General features: G+C 73.4%; 15 protein-coding genes and 1 pseudogene. 10 read left to right on the forward strand and 6 right to left on the reverse strand.

All coding sequences use genetic code 11. The features are described 5' to 3' along the window. Positions 1 to 364: sirohydrochlorin chelatase (locus BGM09_RS07970; protein ID WP_223186499.1), on the reverse strand; the 364-nt coding region annotated here is incomplete at its 3' end. A gap of 249 nt (positions 365 to 613) precedes the next feature. Next, positions 614 to 1,045 carry a gamma-glutamylcyclotransferase gene (locus BGM09_RS07975; protein ID WP_188280745.1) on the reverse strand — a complete coding sequence of 144 codons (432 nt, stop codon included), beginning with the start codon at positions 1,043 to 1,045 and terminating at the stop codon, positions 614 to 616. 141 nt (positions 1,046 to 1,186) lie between these two features. Here BGM09_RS07975 and BGM09_RS07980 point away from each other — a divergent pair, with 141 nt between their 5' ends. The 4 genes and pseudogenes from BGM09_RS07980 (at position 1,187) to BGM09_RS07995 (ending at position 5,503) form a co-directional block, all read left to right on the forward strand. Continuing rightward, positions 1,187 to 1,912 (forward strand): vancomycin high temperature exclusion protein, encoded by a 726-nt coding sequence (locus tag BGM09_RS07980; protein ID WP_188280826.1) that lies wholly within the window; start codon positions 1,187 to 1,189, stop codon positions 1,910 to 1,912. A 200-nt stretch (positions 1,913 to 2,112) separates the two neighbouring features. Continuing rightward, a pseudogene (locus tag BGM09_RS07985) lies at positions 2,113 to 4,206 on the forward strand (molybdopterin oxidoreductase family protein); the annotation flags it as partial. A gap of 86 nt (positions 4,207 to 4,292) precedes the next feature. After that, positions 4,293 to 4,928, forward strand: a complete 636-nt coding sequence (locus BGM09_RS38795; protein ID WP_188280747.1) for a GntR family transcriptional regulator — start codon at positions 4,293 to 4,295, stop codon at positions 4,926 to 4,928. A gap of 23 nt (positions 4,929 to 4,951) precedes the next feature. Beyond that, complete coding sequence (locus BGM09_RS07995) at positions 4,952 to 5,503, forward strand: OsmC family protein (protein WP_188280748.1); 552 nt, start codon at positions 4,952 to 4,954, stop codon at positions 5,501 to 5,503. 3 nt (positions 5,504 to 5,506) lie between these two features. On the opposite strand, the gene BGM09_RS08000 is transcribed toward BGM09_RS07995, so the two are convergent. After that, entirely contained in the window at positions 5,507 to 6,205 is a 699-nt protein-coding gene (locus BGM09_RS08000) for a hypothetical protein (RefSeq protein WP_188280749.1), read from the reverse strand. A gap of 238 nt (positions 6,206 to 6,443) precedes the next feature. Between BGM09_RS08000 and BGM09_RS08005 the strand changes: the two genes are divergently transcribed. Beyond that, the gene (locus tag BGM09_RS08005) at positions 6,444 to 7,553 is read left to right on the forward strand and encodes a LacI family DNA-binding transcriptional regulator (RefSeq protein ID WP_188280750.1); all 1,110 of its coding nucleotides are present in this window, start codon (positions 6,444 to 6,446) and stop codon (positions 7,551 to 7,553) included. Positions 7,554 to 7,829: 276 nt separating this feature from the next. Continuing rightward, on the forward strand, positions 7,830 to 9,272 hold the full coding sequence (locus BGM09_RS08010) for an endo-1,4-beta-xylanase (RefSeq protein WP_188280751.1): 1,443 nt from the start codon (positions 7,830 to 7,832) through the stop codon (positions 9,270 to 9,272). Positions 9,273 to 9,291: 19 nt separating this feature from the next. Here the strand turns inward: BGM09_RS08010 and nirD are convergent, their stop codons facing one another. The 3 genes from nirD to BGM09_RS08025 are packed head-to-tail and all read right to left on the reverse strand — an operon-like array spanning position 9,292 to position 13,645. Continuing rightward, positions 9,292 to 9,636, reverse strand: a complete 345-nt coding sequence (nirD, locus tag BGM09_RS08015) for a nitrite reductase small subunit NirD (protein WP_188280752.1) — start codon at positions 9,634 to 9,636, stop codon at positions 9,292 to 9,294. Further along, on the reverse strand, positions 9,633 to 12,236 hold the full coding sequence (gene nirB, locus BGM09_RS08020) for a nitrite reductase large subunit NirB (RefSeq protein ID WP_188280753.1): 2,604 nt from the start codon (positions 12,234 to 12,236) through the stop codon (positions 9,633 to 9,635). The genes nirD and nirB overlap by 4 nt, the downstream gene beginning before the upstream one ends. 2 nt (positions 12,237 to 12,238) lie before the next feature. Continuing rightward, positions 12,239 to 13,645 (reverse strand): NAD(P)/FAD-dependent oxidoreductase, encoded by a 1,407-nt coding sequence (locus BGM09_RS08025; protein WP_188280754.1) that lies wholly within the window; start codon positions 13,643 to 13,645, stop codon positions 12,239 to 12,241. A 191-nt stretch (positions 13,646 to 13,836) separates the two neighbouring features. Here BGM09_RS08025 and BGM09_RS08030 point away from each other — a divergent pair, with 191 nt between their 5' ends. The 4 genes from BGM09_RS08030 to BGM09_RS08045 all read left to right on the forward strand — a co-directional run bounded on the left by BGM09_RS08030 (position 13,837) and on the right by BGM09_RS08045 (position 17,243). Next, complete coding sequence (locus BGM09_RS08030; protein ID WP_188280755.1) at positions 13,837 to 14,445, forward strand: isochorismatase family protein; 609 nt, start codon at positions 13,837 to 13,839, stop codon at positions 14,443 to 14,445. Next, entirely contained in the window at positions 14,442 to 15,368 is a 927-nt protein-coding gene (locus tag BGM09_RS08035) for a GlxA family transcriptional regulator (protein WP_188280756.1), read from the forward strand. The genes BGM09_RS08030 and BGM09_RS08035 overlap by 4 nt, the downstream gene beginning before the upstream one ends. A gap of 94 nt (positions 15,369 to 15,462) precedes the next feature. Next, entirely contained in the window at positions 15,463 to 16,380 is a 918-nt protein-coding gene (locus BGM09_RS08040; protein ID WP_188280757.1) for an oxidoreductase, read from the forward strand. A gap of 131 nt (positions 16,381 to 16,511) precedes the next feature. Beyond that, positions 16,512 to 17,243: a DUF4230 domain-containing protein gene (locus BGM09_RS08045; RefSeq protein WP_188280758.1), complete on the forward strand. Its 732-nt coding sequence runs from the start codon at positions 16,512 to 16,514 to the stop codon at positions 17,241 to 17,243. Positions 17,244 to 17,277: the final 34 nt, after the last annotated feature.

Here is a 17,277-nt window from a genome sequence, read left to right on the forward strand (position 1 = left end):
CCGGCGCCGCGGGCCAGCCCGCCTCCGTCAGGCGTGCGTGCAGGACCGTCGCGAGCAGGGGGTGCGGACCGAGGGGGGCGGCGATCAGGCCGCGCGGGCGGGGCGCTCCCGCCAGGGCCCGCGGGAGGTCGTGCTTGACGTGGTGCCCGCGGCCGAGGAGCAGTGGCACGAGGACGGCGTCGCCGCGCAGTACGGCGAGGGCGTCGGTGAGCAGCGGCTCGTTCAGCTCGATGTGGCCGAGCCGGACGTCGAGACCCGGCCGCCGGGCCCGTACCCGCTCCAGCAGTTCCCGTACGGTGCGCGGCGCGCGTGGGTCCCGGCTGCCGTGGGCGACGGCCACCAGCGTCGGTCGGCCCACGGGCAGCGGCTCCCGGGGGGCGGGGTGGAGGGTGGCGGGGTGGAGGGTGGCGGGGTGGAGGGTGGCGGGCTCCGTGCGCGAGTTCACCGCGAACCCCCCCTTCTTTGCCGCCCTTCCGCGGCTCCATGGCCACCGGCGAACCCCCCTGCGCGAGCACGGGACAGGGCTCCGGTGTGCGGCTGGCTCATAACGTGATCCTGACGTGCCCGGGTTGCCTCGTCGTTCGCGCAGGCGCAACAGCCGGTTTCGGTGCTCTCACCCGGCCGCGGGTCCGCTGTGAGGCCACCGGCCGCCGGAGACGCGCTCGCCGGAGAGCAGCAGCTCACGGGCGGTACGGTCGGCCGCGAAGTACACCCAGGCGGGGGCCGGTCCGCCCGCGGTGCGCACGGGCGTACGGCGGCGCTCGTAGAGGTTGGCGGGATCGCCCGGCGCGTACTCCTCCAGCCGGTCGAGGTCGGCGAGGACGTCCGCGTACGCCTCGGGGCCGACCGCCGTCAGCGCCCCGTGGACGACGCCCCCGCCCGCCGGGTCGGGGACGGCGTACGGGTAGCCGGGGCCGTGGAAGAGCAGCGCGCCGGGCAGTTCGGCCGGTGTCCAGGTCAGGGCCCGGCCGCGCAGCACGCCGTGGTTGCGCCCGCCGGGCAGCAGCGTGCCGTAGAGGAAGAAGGGGAGGCGGGGGTCGGTCACGCGGGCGCTCCGGGGGGCGTTGTCAGTGGTGGGTCCTACTGTGATCCATAACGCAACCGGGCGGGGGTGTCCGGCGTCGGTCACGGAGGGGGCACGGGTCGGCGAGGGGCGGGTGCGATGACGGGTCAGGGGGTGGACGGTATGACGTGGGCGCGGACGTGGGGGGCGCGGGTCCGGGGGTGGACACCGTCATGGGCGCGGTTGCCGCGCACGCGGCGGGGGTGGCGGCGGCTGCTGCGGTGGAGCGTGGCCGTGTGCGTGCTGGCGCTGCTGCCCGCGACGTGGCTGCGGCTGGCCGACGGCGGGCGCGTCCGCACGCTGGCCGACGTGCCGAAGGAGCCGGTGGCCGTGGTCTTCGGCGCCGGGCTCTGGGACGGGAAGCCGTCGCCGTATCTGGCGCACCGGCTGGACGCGGCGGCGACGCTGTACCGGACGGGCCGGATACGCGTGGTGCTGGTCACCGGCGACAACAGCCGTACGTCGTACGACGAGCCGGGCGCCATGCGCACCTACCTGGCCGCGCACGGCGTTCCCGCCGACAAGGTCGTCCTGGACTACGCGGGCTTCGACACCTGGGACTCGTGCAGCCGCGCCAAGCGGGTCTTCGGGGTCGACCGGGCCGTCCTGGTCAGCCAGGACTTCCACATACGCAGGGCCCTGGCGCTCTGCGAGGCCGCCGGGATCGACGCCTACGGAATAGCCGTCGACGAGCCGCACGACGCCACCTGGTACGCGGGCGGCGTAAGGGAGTTGCTGGCCGCGGGCAAGGCGGCGGCGGACGTGGTGATACGCCCGAACCCGCACTTCCTGGGGCCGCGTGAGCCGGGGGTCGCACGGGCCCTCACAGCGGGCGGGCCCGCGCGCTGAGGTGAGTGTGGCCGGGGCGTAACGGCCGCGGGCGGCGGGGGGAAACACGGGCCGCGCAGGGTGGCCGAATGAGCATTCCAGTACGTGGAGCGGGGGATTCGGCCGGGGGTGTCTCCGTGCACGGGGGCGAGTCCGGGGGCGGGGGCGAGTCCGGGGCCGTTTCCGGGGGCGGGGCCCAGCCTGAATCCGGGGCCGGTGGGGTCGACACGCACTGTCCGTACTGCGCGTTGCAGTGCGGGATGACGTTGCGGGCGGGGGCGGACGGACCGGAGGTGGTGGAGCGGACGGCGTTCCCGGTGAACCGGGGGGCGCTGTGCGGCAAGGGCCGCACCTCGGCCGAGGTGCTGTCCACGGCGGTGCGGCTGACCGGGCCGCTGGTGCGGGGCGCGGACGGCGCGTTGGCGCCCGCGAGCTGGGAGGAGGCGCTGGACCGGGTCGCGGCGGGACTGCTGCGGGTCCGGGCGGAGCACGGGCGGGACGCCGTGGGCGTGTTCGGCGGGGGCGGGCTGACCAACGAGAAGGCGTACGCGCTCGGGAAGTTCGCCCGGGTGGTGCTGCGCACCTCGCAGATCGACTACAACGGCCGGTTCTGCATGTCGTCGGCGGCGGTCGCGCACCAGCGGGCGTTCGGCCTGGACCGGGGGCTGCCGTTCCCGCTGGCGGACGTGTCCGCGACCGGGTGCGTGATCCTCGTCGGCTCCAACCTGGCCGACACGATGCCGCCCGCGCTGCGTTACCTGACCGAGCTGAAGCGGAACGGCGGGACGCTGATCGTCGTGGACCCGCGCCGCACCAGGACCGCGGAGCAGGCCGACCTGCACCTCCAGCCGCGGCCCGGCACGGATCTGGCGCTGGCGCTCGGCCTGTTGCACCTGGTGGTCGCCGAGGGACGGCTGGACACCGGCTTCATCGCCGGGCGGACCGCGGGCTGGGAGCGGACGCTGCCCGCGGTGATGGCGCACTGGCCCGAGCTGGTGGAGCGGATCACCGGAGTGCCGGTGCCTCAACTGCGGCGCGCGGTCGCGCTGTTCTGCGACGCGCCGGAGTCGATGGTGCTGACCGCGCGCGGCCCCGAGCAACAGGCCAAGGGCACCGACACCGTCAGCGCCTGGATCAATCTGTGCCTGGCGACCGGCCGTGCGGGCCGCCCGCTGTCCGGTTACGGCTGTCTGACCGGGCAGGGCAACGGCCAGGGCGGGCGCGAGCACGGCCAGAAGGCCGACCAGCTCCCCGGTTACCGCAAGCTGGACGACCCGGCGGCGCGCGCCCACGTCGCCGCCGTCTGGGGCGTCGACCCCGACGACCTGCCGGGGCCGGGCCGCAGCGCGTACGAACTGCTCGACGCCCTCGGCCGTGACGTGCACGCGCTGCTGCTCATGGGCTCCAACCCGGTGGTGTCCGCGCCGCGCGCCCGGCACGTCGAGGAGCGGATCGCCGCGCTGGACTTCCTCGCGGTCTGCGACGTGGTGCTCTCCGAGACGGCCGCGATGGCGGACGTGGTGCTGCCGGTCACGCAGTGGGCGGAGGAGACCGGCACCACCACCAATCTGGAGGGCAGGGTGATCCTGCGCCGCAAGGCGGTCGACCCGCCGCCGGGGGTACGGAGCGACCTGGAGGTGCTGGGCGCGCTCGCCGGCCGGCTGGGCTGCGAGAAGGGTTTCCCCGCCGACCCGGAGGAGGTCTTCGAGGAGTTGCGGCGCGCCTCCGCCGGCGGCCCGGCCGACTATTCGGGCATCAGCTACCGGCGCATCGTCGCGGAGGACGGCGTCTTCTGGCCGTGCCCGCGGGACGGCGCGGAGCGTACGGAGACGGGTGAACCCGCGGGCACGCCACGGCTGTTCCTCGACCGGTTCGCGACGCCGGACGGGCGGGCCCGGTTCACGGCCGTGGAACACCGGCCCTCGGCGGAGGAGCCGACGCCGGAGTATCCGTACTACCTGACCACCGGGCGGGTGCTCGCGCAGTACCAGTCGGGCGCGCAGACCCGGCGGGTGCGGGAGCTGAACGCGGCGGCGCCTGGGCCCTTCGTCCAGCTCCATCCGCGGCTCGCGGCCCGGCTCGGCGTCGGCGAGGGCGAGCCGATCGCCGTCACCAGCCGCCGCGGCCGGGCCGTCGCGCCCGCCCGCCTCTCCCCCGCGATCCGGCCCGACACCGTCTTCATGCCCTTCCACTGGCCGGGCGAGGGCCGGGCCAACACGCTGACCAATCCGGCGCTGGACCCGGCGTCTCGGATGCCGGAGTTCAAGGTGTGCGCGGTGCGGGTGGAGCGGGTGGAGCGGGTGGAGCGGGCCTGAGCCGTACACCCCGGGCCCCTCCTTCTGTAACCGGTGCATCCAGTGCATCCATTGCATGCAATGGATGCGGAAGCTAGCCTCGCCGTGTGCAGCAGACCGATTCCGCCCGTGCACGGCTGCGTGACCTGATCATGGACGGCGCCTACGCGCCGGGCCAGCGGCTCACCGAGACCGAGGTCGCGCTGTCGCTGGAGATGAGCAGGACGCCGGTGCGCGAGGCGTTCCACGCGCTGGTCGCCGACGGGCTGGTCCACTCGGCGGGGCGCGGTGTGCGGGTGGTCGCGCTGGACGCGGAGGCGCTGCGCCACACCTACCAGGTGCGAGCCGCCCTGGAGGCGCTCACCGCCGAGCTGGCCGCCGGGCGCCAGGCCGAGGGCCGGATCGCCCCCGCCGACCTGGCCGACCTGGTCCGCGAGGCGGACCGTACGGAAGAGGCCACGCTGGCCGGCCGCCTCGCCGAGGCCGTCGCCCACAACCGCCGCTTCCACGGCCGGATCGCCGTACTCGCCGCGAACCCCGTGGCGCTCGCCTCGCTCGACCGGTTGTGGGACCAGATCCTCGTCTCCACCCGCGCCTCCCTCGACCCGCCCCACCGGCCCGCCCAGGTCAACGCCCAGCACCGGGAGTTGCTGGCCGCGATCACCGGGGGCCGGGCGCGCGAGGCGGCCGAGGCGGCCCGCCGCCACGTCCTGGACACCTGCGGCGCCCGATTCACCGACTGAGCGACCCGAAGGGACATCGAGCCATGCCGTCAGCCCGTCAGCACTCCTACGAGACCGAGGTCGTCTGGACCGGCAACCGCGGCACGGGCACCAGCTCCTACCGTGACTACGACCGTACGCACGAGGTCACCGCGGCCGGGCTCCCCGCCATCTCCGGCTCCGCCGACCGCGCCTTCCGCGGTGACGCCGACCGCTGGAACCCCGAGCAGCTGCTCCTCGCCGCGCTCTCCCAGTGCCATCTCCTGTCGTACCTCCACGTCTGCGCCGTCAACGGCGTGGTCGTCACCGGCTACACCGACCACGCGACCGGCACGATGCGGGAGACCGGCGACGGCGGCGGCCACTTCGCCGAAGCCGTACTCCGGCCCGCCGTCGAGATCGCCTCCCCCGCGATGGCCGCCGCCGCCCAGGCCCTCCACGAGGAGGCCCGACGGCTGTGCTTCATCGCCAACTCGGTGAACTTTCCGGTGCGGCACGAGCCGTCGGTGACGGTCGCCTCCGGCGGCGCGGACACGAATACGGGTCCGGGTACGGGTACGGGTACCGCTGCCGGTGCGGAGCCGACCGGCGAGTGACGGCTACGCGTCCTCAGCGTCCTGGGCGTCCTCGGTGCCGTCGTCCGACGTGCTGACGGTCACCGTGTACACGCTCGCGCCCGGCAGGCCGTCGTCGACGAACTCGTCCGCCGGCCACAGTTCGAGCGCCCGCGCGGCGGCGGCGCGGATCGCCGTGCCGTCGAGCCCGGCGCGCTGCTCGTCCACTCCGATGTCGGGCCAGGTGCCGACGAGCGTCACCGGGCCGTCCGGCGGAAGCGGGGAGATCCACAGGTCCTGGTCCCAGCACAGTGCGTTGCCACCGCCTCCCCCGGCCTGGATCCGCAGCAGGTCCTCGTCCCGCGGACCCTGGAACCACATCGGCAGCCCCTGGCCCGTCGCCGCGCGCCGCCCGTCGGCGTACTCGATGCCGAGGCGCAGTCCGGTGTTCCGGTCCTCCGCCTCGAAGGGATCGGCATGCCGGTACCGCGCCGCGAACGGCCCCGGCGTCCGGCCCGCCCCCGCCCCCGCCTCCCTGCGCACCACCCGTACCGCGCAGGCGAACCCATTCGGATACGCCCGCACCGAGCCGAGCCACACCGCCGCGTCGGCGGTCCGCACCACGATCACCTCGCCGGGGGCGGACGCGGGCAGCACGTGCTCCGGCTGCTCCCACGGATCGCGGCGGCGCCGCTCGGGCGTCTCCGGCAGGGGTGGCTCGGGAAACCGCTCGAAGAAGGTCATCCCGTCACCGTCGCACCCCGCTTCCCCCACCCGCCCGCCCGGAATCGGCCATGCCACCCCCGTTTCCGGCCGCGCCGGCATCCCGGCTGATCGCGCGGTTTGCCGCGTCCCTGCGGGGCACTGGTGCGCGGTGAGGGGCCGAATGGAGAATGATTCGAGTCGGTTACCGATTGTTGCCGGGTAAATGGCGCACCCCGGGGTCGGACGGATAGGGCGGCGGCGGGCTACGATCGCAGGCATGAGCGCCGCAGACGTACCGTCCAGGACAGCCGACCAGCCCGACACGCCGTCGAACGGCGCGGCGGGAGCGGCGGGCCGCGCGAGCGCGGGCGGAAACGCGGGCGGCAGCGCCGGCGCGGCCACCCTCGCCGAGATCGCCCGAGCCGCGGGCGTCTCGGCTCCGACTGTTTCGAAGGTGCTCAACGGCCGCGGTGATGTCGCGCCCGCCACGCGGAGCAGGGTGGAGGAGCTGCTGCGCCTCCACGGCTACCAGCGGCGGCGCGGCAACGCACAGCCCGCGCCGCTGCTCGACCTGGTCTTCCACGAGTTGGAGAGCGCGTGGGCGATGGAGGTCATCCGGGGCGTGGAGAACGTGGCGCGGGTCGAGGGCCTGAGCGTGGTGCTCTCGGAGTCGGCGGGCCGTCTGAGCCCCGGGCAGACGTGGGTGGACGGGGTGCTGGCCCGGCGTCCGACCGGCGTCATCCTCGTACTGTCCGGGCTCGACCCGGCCCAGCGGGCGCAGCTCACCAGCCGGGACATCCCGTTCGTGGTGATGGACCCGGCGGGCGACCCCGGCGAGGACGTGCCCGCGATCGGGGCGACCAACTGGCAGGGCGGGGTGGCCGCCACCCGGCACCTGCTGGAGCTGGGGCACCGGCGGATCGGCGTGATCGGCGGCCCGGCGGGGATGATGTGCAGCCGGGCCAGGATCGACGGGTACCGCGCCGCGCTGGAGACCGCGGGGGTCGCCTTCGACCCGGCGCTGGTCAGGGCGGGCGACTTCCACCACGAGGCCGGCTACACCGCGGGGCTCGAACTGCTGCGGCTGCCGGAGCGGCCCACCGCCGTCTTCACCGGCAACGACCTCCAGGCGCTCGGCCTGTACGAGGCGGCGCGCGAGCTGGGGCTGAGCATTCCGGGCGACGTGAGCGTGATCGGCTTCGACGACCTGCCGCTGTCGCGCTGGATCAGCCCGCCGCTGACCACGGTCAGGCAGCCGCTGACCGAGATGGCGGAGGCCGCCGCCCGGCTGGTGCTCGACCTGAGCCGCGGCAAGCAGCCGAGCACGCTGCGGGTGGACCTGGCGACCCGGCTGGTCGAGCGCAGCAGCACCCGGTCCCCGGCCTAGGCGTCCTCGCGCACCCGCGCACTCGCGCACCCGCGCACCCACGCACCCACGCACCCACGCACCCACGCGACGAGCCGTACGCGCACCGCCCCCGTCCGAAGTGCGGTGATTGCCGGGGGTGTTGACGGCCAGGTGGGGTGCCCGTAGGGTCTGCGCCGCAGTCGGAATTCGTATCGAAACATTCGATGCGTTCCTCCCTCGTCCCACGCGCATCGCTCGCAACCACGCATACCGAACTGCCTGCTCCAATCCCCCACTTGGAAGAGGTATTCACACATGTTCTCCAAGCGAGCCCTCAGATCCGCCATCGGCGGATCCGGCGCGGCCCTGCTGGCGGCGACAGCGGCGCTGATCGCCGTCACCGTGCCGTCGGCACACGCCGCGGACCCGCCGCTGCGCGACCTGGCCGCGGCCAAGGGCGTCTACATGGGCACCGCCCTGACCGCGAGCGAGGCCACCGGCGCCAGCGGGCCCATCGCGGGCGCCCAGTTCGGCATGGTCACTCCCGGCAACGAGATGAAGTGGGACACCGTCGAGCCGAGCCGCGGCACGTACAACTGGGCGCCGGGCGACTCGATCGTCAACTTCGCGCAGGCGCACAACATGCAGGTCCGCGGCCACAATCTGGTGTGGCACAGCCAGCTCCCCAACTGGCTGACCTCCGGCAGCTTCAGCAACACCGAACTGCACAGCATCCTGATCAAGCACGTGACCGACGAGGCGACGCACTACAAGGGCAAGGTCGTCCACTGGGACGTGGTCAACGAGCCGTTCAACGAGGACGGCACCTTCCGCCAGGACCTCTGGTACAACCAGCTCGGCTCGTCGTACATCGCGGACGCGTTCACGGCCGCCCGCGCCGCCGACCCGGGCGCCAAGCTCTACCTCAACGACTACAACGTCGAGGGCACGGGCCCGAAGAGCGACGGCATGTACAACCTGGTCAAGTCCCTGAAGCAGCAGGGCGTTCCGATCGACGGCGTCGGCTTCCAGGCGCACCTGATCCTCGGTCAGGTGCCGTCGACCTTCAAGGCCAACCTCCAGCGTTTCGCCGACCTCGGCGTGGACGTGGCCATCACGGAGCTGGACATCCGGATGCAGACCCCGTCGGACGCCGCCAGGCTCCAGCAGCAGGCCAATGACTACACCTCGGTGGTCAACGCCTGCCTGGGCGTGTCGCGTTGCGTGGGCATCACGGTGTGGGGGGTCTCGGACGCGACCTCGTGGATTCCGGGTGTCTTCCCCGGCCAGGGCGCGGCTCTGCTGTACGACGACAACTACCAGCCCAAGCCCGCCTACACCGCGGTCCGTACGGCGCTCGGCGGCAGTACGACCACCACACCGCCGACGACACCGCCGACCACTCCCCCGACCACTCCGCCCACCACACCGCCCGGCGGTGGCGGCTGCGCGGTGACGTACGGGGTCAACCAGTGGAACACCGGCTTCACCGCGAATCTGACGGTGAAGAACAACGGCTCCGCGCCGGTCAACGGCTGGACGCTGAAGTGGACCTTCGCGCCGGGCCAGACGGTCACGCAGGCGTGGAACGCGACGGTCACCCAGAGTGGCACCGCGGCGACGGCCACGAATCTGTCCTACAACGGGACGATCGCGGCGGCCGGCACGGTGGACTTCGGCTTCAACGCCAACTGGTCGGGCAGTAACCCGAAACCGACCGGCTTTACCCTCAACGGCACCGCCTGCACGGTGAGTTGAGAGCCGGGCGAGCGGGCGGCTACTCCTCGACGACCGGATACACCGGCACCGCCACCGCGTCGTCGTCGAGACACCGCCCGCTCGCCAGGTCGAACCGCTGCTTGAGCAGCGGCGACGCCACGTAGGGGCGGCCGTCGAGCGAGCCGGTCAGGCCGTGCGCGAGCACGCCCGCGCCGGTGAACGGGTCGACGTTGCCGATGGCGTGGAGCGCGCCGCCCCTGATCCGGAAGACCGCGGCCTGCGAGCCGTCGGGCAGCAGCACCGCCACCGCCCGGCCGGGCTCGACGCGTCCGGGCACGCACACCGGCACCCACCCCTCGCCGAATCCGATCCGCACCATGGCCCGCGTCACATGCGTGGTCATACGGTCACCGTCTCGGACAGGGCCACCGGTACGGCGGCCGGGGCGGTCGCGGGTTCCGGCCTGATCTGGCCGCGCTCGGGGACGAAGCGGACCGTCGGGTCCGGGGTGTCCGGCGCGTTGACGAAGGACACGAACCGCCGCAGCCGCTCGGGGTCGTTGACGGTGTCGGCCCACTCGTCGCGGTAGTGCGCGACATGCGCGGCCATCAGCGCCTCCAGCGAGTCGCAGATGCCCAGCGAGTCATGGACGACCACCTCGCGTACGTGGTCCAGGCCGCCCTCGATCCGCCCCAGCCACACGCTGGTGCGCTCCAGCCGGTCGGCGGTGCGCACGTAGAACATCAGGAACCGGTCGATGAGCCGGACGAGTTCGGCGTCCGAGAGGTCCTGGGCGAGCAGGTCCGCGTGGCGCGGGGTGGCCCCGCCGTTGCCGCCGACGTAGAGATTCCAGCCGCTCGCGGTGGCGATCACCCCGAAGTCCTTGCTCTGCGCCTCCGCGCACTCGCGCGCGCAGCCGGAGACGGCCGACTTGAGCTTGTGCGGCGCGCGCAGCCCGCGGTAGCGCAGCTCCAGGCCGATGGCCATCCGGACGCTGTCCTGCACGCCGAACCGGCACCAGGTCTCGCCGACGCAGGACTTCACCGTCCGCAGCGCCTTGCCGTAGGCGTGCCCCGACTCGAAGCCCGCGTCGACCAACCGGGTCCAGATCAACGGCAGTTGCTCGATGCGGGCGCCGAAGAGGTCGATCCGCTGGCCGCCGGTGATCTTGGTGTAGAGGCCGAAGTCGCGGGCCACCTCGCCGATCACGATCAGCTTCTCCGGGGTGATCTCGCCCCCGGGGATGCGCGGCACGATCGAATAGGAGCCGTTCTTCTGCATGTTGGCGAGGAAGCGGTCGTTGGTGTCCTGGATCGCGGCCTGTTCGCCGTCCAGGACGTGCACGGACGCGCCGATCGCCGGGGCGAGCGAGGCCAGGACCGAGGCGACGGCCGGCTTGCAGATCTCGCAGCCCTCGCCGCCTCTGGCCGTCTCGCGGCCGTGCCCGTCGAGCAGTTCGCGGTAGGAGCCGATGCGCAGCGCGAGCACGATCTCGTACAGCTCGGCGCGGGTGTGCGCGAAACAGCGGCACAGGCCCTTGTCGACGGTGACGCCGTTCGCCTCAAGTTCAGCGGTGACGAGTTGGCCGACCACCTTCTCGCAACTGCCGCAGCCCGTAGCGGCCTTGGTGCACTTCTTGACCTCGGGCACCGTCCCGCAGGCGTGTTCGGTGACCGCGCCCCTGATCACGCCCTTCGTGACGTTGTGGCAGCTACAGATCACCGCCTCGTCGGGCAGCGCGCCGGGCCCGAGCAGGACCGGCGCTCCCGCACCGGCGGGCAGCACCAGGTGTTCTGCCGCGACCGGCGGCACCGAGCCGGTCAGCGGGCGCAGGATGCCGTACGACTCCGCGTCTCCGACCAGGATTCCGCCGAGCAGCGTGCCGTCGGCGCCCATCACCAGCTTGCGGTAGACGCCGGAGCGCGAGTCGGAGTAGAGGACGTCGAGGCAGCCGGCGGCGGCGCCGTGCGCGTCACCGAAGCTCGCCACGTCCACGCCGAGCAGCTTCAGCTTGGTCGACAGGTCGGCGCCGGTGAAGGAGCCCGCGTCGCCCGCGATGGTGCGCGCGGCGGTCTCGGCCATCTCGTAGCCGGGCGCGACCAGTCCGTACACCCGGCCGTCGGCGGCCTGCGCGCACTCGCCGATCGCGTAGACCGCCTCGTCGGCGGTACGGCAGCGCTCGTCCACGACGACGCCGCCGCGTTCGCCGACCGGCAGCCCGCAGGAGCGGGCGAGGTCGTCGCGCGCTCTGACCCCGGCGGAGAACACCACCAGGTCGGTGGCGAGCGCCGAACCGTCCGACAGCGCCATGGAGTTGACGCGCCCGTCGGGCCCGGTGCCGATCCGCTGGGTGCCGACGGCGGTGTGCACGCTCACGCCGAGTCCTTCGACGGTACGGCGCAACGCCTCGCCCCCGCCGTCGTCCACCTGCACGGGCATCAGGCGCGGCGCGAACTCCACGACGTGCGTGGCGAGTCCGAGGCCCTTGAGCGCGCCCGCCGCCTCAAGTCCCAGCAGCCCGCCGCCGACGACCGCGCCGGTCACCGTCGTCGGGCGCTTCGCGTACGCCTCGATGGCCAGCAGGTCCTCGATCGTGCGGTAGACGAAGCAGCCCTCGGCGTCCTTGCCGGGCACCGGTGGCACGAAGGGGTACGAGCCGGTGGCCAGGACGAGCGTGTCGTAGCGGACGGTCAGGCCGGAACGGGCCGTCACCGTACGGGCGTTACGGTCCACGGCCACCGCCGGGTCGCCGACGCGCAGCTCGATGCCGTGCCGCTCCATGAAGCCGTCCTCGACCACGGACAGTTCCTCGGGGGTGGTGCCTTCGGAGAAGTACGAGGTCAGGTGGACGCGGTCGTACGCGGGGCGCGGTTCCTCGCAGAACACGACGACGCGGTCACGCGCGGTCACGCCCCGGTCGGCCAGCGCCTCCAGGAACCGCTGGCCGACCATGCCGTGGCCGACGAGCACGATCGTCCGCTGCGCCGTAAGGTGTGCGGCCATGCTCAGTAACCTCCGTCGTCGGTGAGCAGATGGAGCAGTGGGGCGGAGGGCAACGGCTCGTCGCCCTCCCAGACCCCGGCGACCGTGCCGACTGCGGCCAGATCGCCCAGCAGAATTCCCCCGACCAGCCGGTCCTCGCGCACAACGACCTTGCGGTAGGCGCCAGTTGTGCCGTCGGTCAGGCGCAGGACGTCGTCCCCGGGACCGGGCTCGGGGTCGCCGAACGCGGCGATGTCGAGGGGCGCAGCCACGTCGAGGGGCGCGGCGCCGTCGAGCAGTGCGGCGCCGGAGCCCGGCGGGCCGGGGGCGAGGGTGAGCCGGGTCAGGGCACGGGTGCCGCCGTAACGGGGAGCGCCGCCGGCCGTATCGCTACGGATGTCCTCGGCGCGCGTCCCGGCCGTGGGCGCCCGCAGGTCCGTACGCGCCCGCCGGTCCGTCCGCGCCTCGTACACCAGCACCCGCGCCAGGACGTCGGCCTGGTCGCGGGCCGCGCCCGCGAGGCCGTAGAGGACACCGTCGTGCTGGGCGCAGTCGCCGATCGCGTGGACGGCGGGGTCCGAGGTACGGAGCAGGTCGTCCACCACGACGCCCTGGGCGACGGCGAGCCCGGCCGCGCGGGCGAGTCCGACGCGGGGGCGTACCCCGCAGGCCAGCACGACGAGTTCGGCGCCGAGGCAGTAGCCGTCGGAGAGTTCGACCGACCGTACGGCGCGGCGGCCGTCGGGCGTCCGCTGCGTGAGCAGACCGCGCACGCGGCACTCGGTGTGCACCTCGACGCCCTGGGCCTCCAGGTGGCGGCGCAGCAACGCGGCAGCGGTGTCGTCCAGATGACGTTCCATCAGGCGTTCGCCCTGCTGGGCGACCACGACCCGGGCGCCGCGCGCGGCGAGCGCCTGCGCGGCGGACACGCCCAGGAGTCCGCCGCCGACCACGACCACGCGGGTGCCGTGTCCGGCGGCCGACGCGAGCGCGAGGCAGTCGTCCATCGTGCGGAAGCAGCGCACGCCGAGCGGGAGTTCGTCCGCGCCGTCTTCGAACAGGCCGCGCAGCGGCGGCAGTACGGGGTTGGAGCCGGTCGCGAGCACCAGCCGGTCGTACGGGAGCGACGTACCGTCGTCGCAGACGACCCGCCGGGCGTCGCGGTCCAGCCGTACCGCCCGCCGGGGCGGCGTGCGGATGCCCACGGCCGGGAGCGTGATCTTCTCTGGCTCGTACCGGCCCGCGAGCACCTCGGCGAGCAGCACCCTGTTGTACGGCGGGTGCGGCTCCTCGCCGACGAGCGTGACCGTGACCGTACGGTCCGGCGCTTCCGCACGGTCCGGCGCGTCCGCGTGCGCCTCCGCGTACGGCGCGAGCTGCTGGGCGAGGCGCGCCCCCGCCATTCCGCCGCCGACCACCACGATGTCCATGCCCCGAGGATGGGCGAGTGCTGTTTCCCGCCCGCATCCCCGCCATTACCCGTGGGGAACGCCCGCCTCATCCGGTGGCGGGCGGCGGTGTGAGTCCGTACCGGCAGGAGCCCCGCCGCGTGACCGGATCGTTCCGCAGCGGGGCATGATCAGGTCTACCCGCAGGGCCGCGCCGGAGGCAGGATCGAGTCATGGCTGACAACACGAACCCCGCGAGCGCGACCGCGCTCCTCGTCATCGACGTCCAGGAGTCCTTCCGGCAGCGGGAGAGCTGGCAGGCCGCGTCCGACCCCGAGGTCGCCGTCCAGGTCGCCCGCCTGGTCGATCACGCCCGCGAGCAGGGGCACCCGGTGATCTGGGTCCTGCACTCCGAGCCCGGCTCCGGCACGGTCTTCGACCCGGAGAGCGGCCACGTGCGGCTGATCGACGGGCTGACCCGCGCCGAGGGCGAGCCGCTGCTCACCAAGACGGCGCACAACGCCTTCACGACCACGAATCTCCAGCAGATCCTCACCGCGCGCGGCATCCGCGCGCTGATCACCTGCGGCATCCGCACCGAGCAGTGCGTGGAGACCACGACGCGGCTGGCCTCCGACCTCGGCTACGACGTCACCTTCGTGGTGGACGCGACCGCCACCGAGCCGATCGAGCACCGCGACGCGCCGGCGGGCCGCCCGCTCGCCGAGGTGCTGGCCGACCCGCGCACGCTGCTCCCGGCGGACATCATCGCGCGCACCGAGTACGCTCTCGCGGGCCGCTTCGCCACCGTCTCGACCGTCAAGGAGCTGACCGGATCGTGACCCGGGTCGTCTTCCTGCTCGTGCCCCACCTGCATCTGCTCGACCTCGCCGGGCCCGCCCAGGTGTTCTCGACGGCCGCCGACTACGGCCTCGGGTACCGGCTGGAGTACGTCGCCGAGCGGGAAGACGTCCCCACCGCGCAGGGCCTCGCGCTGCGCGCCGCCACCGAACTGCCCCGTCTGACGGCCGACGACCTGATCGTCGTACCGGGCTGGCGGGCCCACACGCTCCACGAGAACGGCGCGCTCGCTCCCGGCACCCTGGAGTGGCTGCGCGCCCACCACGCGGGCGGCGGCACCGTCGCCAGCGTGTGCGCGGGGGCGGACGCGCTCGGCCGGGCCGGGCTGCTCGACGGCCGCCGCTGCACCACCCACCACGACGTGCAGGACGAACTCGCCCGCGACTATCCGCGGGCCACCGTCGTACGCGACGTCCTGTACGTCGTGGACGACCGCGTCGTCAGCTCCGCCGGGATCGCCAGCGGCATCGACCTCGCGCTGCACCTGGTCGCCGTCCGGCACGGGCCGGGCGCCGCTGCCCGCGTCGCCCGGCAGATGGTCGTCTACGCCCGGCGCAACGGCGACGAGCTCCAGACCAGCGCCATGCTCCGGCACCGCGGGCACCTCAGCGACGCCGTTCACCGCGCCCAGGACCTGATCGACGCCCGCTTCGCCCACCACCTCGCCCTCGCCGACCTCGCCGCCTCCACCGGGCTCAGCGAGCGCACCCTCACGCGGCGCTTCACCGCTTCCACCGGCCTCACGCCGCTCCGCTACCAACAAGAGCTGCGCATCGAGCGCGCCGAACATCTCATCGGGCAGGGCTCCACCCTCGAAGCCGCCGCCCGCGCCGTCGGTTTCCACGACGCCCGCATGCTCCGCCGCCTCCGCGCCCGCCGGCGCCCCGACCTCGCCTCCGCGTGACGTTCACCTTGCGCCCGTGGGTGCCCGCCAGGGGCGCGTACGCCGCGAAGAGCCCTACCCTGACGGGTAGTCAGGCAAGAGGGAGGGGGACGTCATGAGCTGGACGGCGGAGAGCGTTCCGGACCAGTCCGGAAGGACGGCCGTGGTGACGGGCGCGAACACCGGCATCGGTTACTGCACGGCCAGGGAACTGGCCCGCCGCGGCGCCCGCGTGACCCTTGCCTGCCGGGACGCGGAGCGCGCGACGGCGGCGCTGAAGCGGCTACAGGCCGAAGTGCCCAACGCCCAGGCGGCGTTCAGGCCACTGGACCTGGCCGACCTGGGAAGCGTACGGGCGTTCGCGGAGGCGTACGAGGAGCCGTCGCTCGACCTGCTGGTCAACAACGCCGGGGTGATGGCACTGCCGTACGGCCTGACGTACGACGGCTTCGAGAAGCAGTTCGGGGTGAACCACCTGGGTCACTTCGCGCTGACGGGCCTGCTGCTGCCACGGCTGCGGGCGGCGGACCGCGGGGCCCGCGTCGTCGTGGTGTCGAGCGTGGCGCACGTACTGGCGGGGGTGAATCTCGGCGACCTCAACGCGAGCCGCGGATACCACCGTTGGACGGCGTACGGCCAGTCGAAGAGCGCCAATCTGCTCTTCGTGCACGAGCTGTCACGGCGGCTCGCGGCGGCCGGTTCGGGAATCGTGGCCGCGGCGGCGCACCCCGGCTACGCGGCGACCGACCTGCACACGCGCGGGGCGCTGCTGGAGGGCCGCAGGGGCGTGGAGCGCGTCTACGTCTTCGGCACCTGGCTGCTGGCGCAGTCGGCCGACCGCGGGGCGCTGCCCACGCTCTACGCGGCGACGGCGCCCGGTGTCGCCCCCGACTCCTTCACCGGCCCGCGCGCCCCGGGTCTGCGGGGCGCGCCGGCCCGCGCCTGGCGGCTGCCCAGGACCCGTGACGACGTGACCGGTGAGCTGCTGTGGGAGGCGTCGGAACGGCTGACGGGGGTCACGTACGCGCTGTGAGCCGCCGGGCGTGACGCGCGCCTGCCCTGCCCACCGCGCACCGGCCGTATCAACTCCCTTATCTCGACCGCATGTTCGGCTCATGGAATCGCCGAGGGCGGGTACCCGGCCCTTCAGGAGGTGACGCGGTCATGGCGATCAGTGGTACTGCGGGACGTATGCCCTGGTGGGCGCGGACAGCTATCGGAGTGGTCGTACTCGCGCTGCTGTTCCTGTTGCTCGGCAAGGCCAATCTGCTGCCCGGTATACCGAATCCGTTCGCGGAGAAGGACAAGGACCGCAGCGGTCCTGTCCTGTTGAAGTCCATCCAGGACATGAGCCGCTTCGAGGGCGCGAGCGGCAACTTCGAGGTCGTCGTCGACCTGGAGAAGGACGCCAAATTCCTGCCGTCCGCGGTGCGCGGCAAGCGCACGCTGTACGTCGGCGCGGGCAGCGTCGACGCGTATGTCGATCTCGGTTCCGTCGGCAACGACGCGGTGAAGGTCTCCGCCGACCGCAAGTCCGCGACGATCCGCCTGCCGCACGCGGCGCTTGAGCGGACCTCGCTGGACACCAAGCATTCCTACGTCGTCTCGCAGCAGCGCGGCTTCTTCGACCGGATCGGCGACTTCTTCGGCAACAACCCGGGCAACGCCCAGCAGCTCAACGAGCTGGCCGCGCAGAAGATCCAGGACGCCGCCAAGCAGACCGAGTTGGGCGCGCGGGCCGAGACCAACACCAAATTCATGCTGGAGCACCTGCTGACCTCGCTCGGCTTCGACCACGTGGACGTCACCTTCGGCCCGCCGTCGAAGACCGCCCCGACCCCGACCCCGAGCGGCAGCACCAGCCCCAGCACCACGGCCAGCCCCACGTCCTCCTGACCCCCTCCACCGGTGGCTCCTCCGATGGTTCCGC

The sequence above is a fragment of the Streptomyces sp. CBMA29 genome (assembly GCF_014596445.1).
Taxonomy (GTDB): Bacteria; Actinomycetota; Actinomycetes; order Streptomycetales; family Streptomycetaceae; genus Actinacidiphila.

Bases quoted from the DNA above. Each gene is read 5' to 3' on its own strand.
- nirB (WP_188280753.1), bottom strand. From the start codon at position 12,236: ATGGCCGCACACCTTACGGCGCAGCGGACGATCGTGCTCGTCGGCCAC.
- BGM09_RS08030 (WP_188280755.1), top strand. From the start codon at position 13,837: ATGGCTGACAACACGAACCCCGCGAGCGCGACCGCGCTCCTCGTCATC.
- BGM09_RS08045 (WP_188280758.1), top strand. From the start codon at position 16,512: ATGGCGATCAGTGGTACTGCGGGACGTATGCCCTGGTGGGCGCGGACA.
- BGM09_RS08010 (WP_188280751.1), top strand. From the start codon at position 7,830: ATGTTCTCCAAGCGAGCCCTCAGATCCGCCATCGGCGGATCCGGCGCG.
- nirD (WP_188280752.1), bottom strand. From the start codon at position 9,636: ATGACCACGCATGTGACGCGGGCCATGGTGCGGATCGGATTCGGCGAG.
- BGM09_RS08025 (WP_188280754.1), bottom strand. From the start codon at position 13,645: ATGGACATCGTGGTGGTCGGCGGCGGAATGGCGGGGGCGCGCCTCGCC.
- BGM09_RS07980 (WP_188280826.1), top strand. From the start codon at position 1,187: ATGACGTGGGCGCGGACGTGGGGGGCGCGGGTCCGGGGGTGGACACCG.
- BGM09_RS07995 (WP_188280748.1), top strand. From the start codon at position 4,952: ATGCCGTCAGCCCGTCAGCACTCCTACGAGACCGAGGTCGTCTGGACC.
- BGM09_RS08040 (WP_188280757.1), top strand. From the start codon at position 15,463: ATGAGCTGGACGGCGGAGAGCGTTCCGGACCAGTCCGGAAGGACGGCC.
- BGM09_RS08005 (WP_188280750.1), top strand. From the start codon at position 6,444: ATGAGCGCCGCAGACGTACCGTCCAGGACAGCCGACCAGCCCGACACG.
- BGM09_RS08000 (WP_188280749.1), bottom strand. From the start codon at position 6,205: ATGACCTTCTTCGAGCGGTTTCCCGAGCCACCCCTGCCGGAGACGCCC.